The sequence below is a fragment of the Streptomyces murinus genome, from assembly GCF_002154555.1.
GTDB classification, from domain to species: Bacteria; Actinomycetota; Actinomycetes; order Streptomycetales; family Streptomycetaceae; genus Streptomyces; species Streptomyces murinus.
Genome location: NZ_MUNF01000481.1, coordinates 1 through 2,611 on the forward strand (window position 1 = coordinate 1; position 2,611 = coordinate 2,611).

General features: G+C 71.7%; 2 protein-coding genes. Both read left to right on the top strand.

All coding sequences use genetic code 11. From position 1 onward, the window contains the following. Nucleotides 1–1,588: helicase-related protein (locus CCN72_RS27080; protein WP_086810411.1), on the top strand; the 1,588-nt coding region annotated here is incomplete at its 5' end. A 112-nt stretch (nucleotides 1,589–1,700) separates the two neighbouring features. Beyond that, on the top strand, nucleotides 1,701–2,611 hold a 911-nt coding region (locus CCN72_RS27085), incomplete at its 3' end, for an amino acid permease (RefSeq protein WP_425276177.1).

Consider the following 2,611-nt stretch of genomic DNA (forward strand, 5'->3'; position numbering starts at 1 on the left):
CGTCCTGGACGAGGCCGACCAGATGTCCGACCTGGGCTTCCTGCCCGAGGTCACCGAGCTGCTCGACCAGGTCCCGGCCGACGGTCAGCGCATGCTCTTCTCCGCCACCATGGAGAACGAGATCCAGACCCTCGTCGACCGCTACCTGAAGAACCCCGTCTCCCACGAGGTGGACGCGGCCCAGGGCGCGGTGACGACCATGTCGCACCACATCCTCATCGTGAAGCCCAAGGACAAGGCGCCGGTCACCGCCGCGATCGCCTCCCGCAAGGGCCGCACGATCATCTTCGTCCGCACCCAGCTGGGCGCCGACCGCGTCGCCGAGCAGCTGCGCGACGCGGGTGTGAAGGCCGACGCGCTGCACGGCGGCATGACCCAGGGCGCGCGTACCCGCACCCTCGCGGACTTCAAGGACGGTTACGTCAACGTCCTGGTCGCCACCGACGTCGCCGCCCGCGGCATCCACGTCGACGGCATCGACCTGGTCCTCAACGTGGACCCGGCCGGCGACCACAAGGACTACCTGCACCGTGCGGGCCGTACCGCGCGTGCGGGCCGTACCGGCACCGTCGTCTCCCTGTCGCTGCCGCACCAGCGCCGCCAGATCTTCCGCCTGATGGAGGACGCCGGCGTCGACGCGGGCCGCCACATCATCCAGGGCGGCACCGCCTTCGAGCCGGAGGTCGCCGAGATCACCGGCGCCCGGTCCATGACCGAGGTGCAGGCCGAGTCCGCGGGCAACGCCGCGCAGCAGGCCGAGCGCGAGGTCGGCCAGCTGGCCAAGCAGCTGGAGCGTGCCCAGCGCCGCGCCACGGAGCTGCGCGAGGAGGCCGACCGCCTGGTGGCCCGGGTCGCCCGCGAGCGCGGTGAGGACCCGGAGACCGCGGTGGCCGAGGCGCAGGCCTCTGCCGCCGAGGAGCTGGCGGCCGAGGAGCCCGTCGCCCGGGAGACCGAGCGCGAGGAGCGTCCGGCGGCTTCGGCGGCGCCCGAGCGTCGCGACGACCGTCGTCCGTTCGACCGTGACCGCCGTGACGACCGCGGTGGCCGCGGCTTCGAGCGCCGTGACGACCGTGGTGGCCGTTCCTTCGAGCGTCGTGACGACCGCGGTGGCTTCCGCCGTGACGACCGCGGTGACCGTCGTGACGACCGCGGTGGCCGTTCCTTCGAGCGCCGCGACGACCGTCGTCCGTTCGACCGTGACCGCCGTGACGACCGTGGCGGCCGCTCCTTCGAGCGCCGTGACGACCGCCGCGACGACCGTGGTGGCCGTTCCTTCGAGCGCCGTGACGACCGTGGCGGCTTCCGCCGTGACGACCGCGGCGAGCGTCGTGACGACCGTGGTGGCCGTTCCTTCGAGCGCCGCGACGACCGCGGTGGTGACCGTGGCGGCTTCCGCCGTGACGACCGCGGTGGCCACCGGGGCAGCGACCGTCCGTTCAACCGCGACCGCCGCGACGACCGTCCGGGCTTCCGCTCCGGCGGCCACGAGCGCCCCTACGGCCGTCGTGACGACCACCGCGGCACCGGCGGCACCGGCTCCTCCTTCGGCCGCCGCGACGACAAGCCGCGCTGGAAGCGCAACGGCTGACGGATCGCCGTAGCACCGCGAAGGGCCCGCACGACCCACGTCGTGCGGGCCCTTCCGCGTACCGCCCCCGAGTGACGCATGTCACGCCCGTGACAGGGGAATTGCTGGGGGCATGACAGAAGACGCGACAGGCGACACGACAGACGACGTGACAGATGACGCGACAGGCGGCGCGACAGCGGGTGTGCCCTCGGACGAGGAGCGGCTGGCCCAGCTCGGTTACACGCAGGTCCTCTCCCGCCGTATGTCGGCGTTCGCCAACTACGCGGTGTCCTTCACGATCATCTCGGTCCTGTCGGGCTGTCTGACCCTCTACTCCTTCGGCATGACCACGGGCGGCCCCGCCGTGATCACCTGGGGCTGGGTCGCGGTCGGCCTGATGACGCTGCTCGTGGGGCTGTCGATGGCCGAGATCTGCTCGGCCTACCCGACCTCGGCCGGACTGTACTTCTGGGCCCACCGGCTGGCGCCCGCGCGCTCGGCGGCGGCATGGGCGTGGTTCACGGGCTGGTTCAACGTGCTGGGCCAGGTCGCGGTCACCGCGGGCATCGACTTCGGCGCGGCGTCCTTCCTCGGCGCGTATCTGAACCTCCAGTTCGACTTCGAGGTCACCCGCGTGCGCACGGTCCTGCTCTTCGCCGCGATCCTGCTGCTGCACGGCCTGCTGAACACCTTCGGCGTGCGGATCGTCGCCTTCCTGAACAGCGTGAGCGTGTGGTGGCACGTGCTCGGGGTGGTGGTCATCGTCGGCGCGCTGGCCGTCGTACCCGACCACCACCGCTCGACGTCCTTCGTCTTCACCCACTTCGTCAACGGGACGGGCTGGGGCAGTGGTGTCTACGTCGTCCTGCTCGGCCTTCTGATGGCCCAGTACACCTTCACCGGCTACGACGCCTCCGCCCATATGACCGAGGAGACGCGCGACGCGGCCACGGCGGGCCCGAAGGGCATCGTGCGCTCCATCTGGACGTCCTGGATCGCGGGGTTCGTCCTGCTGCTCGGCTTCACCTACGCCATCCAGTC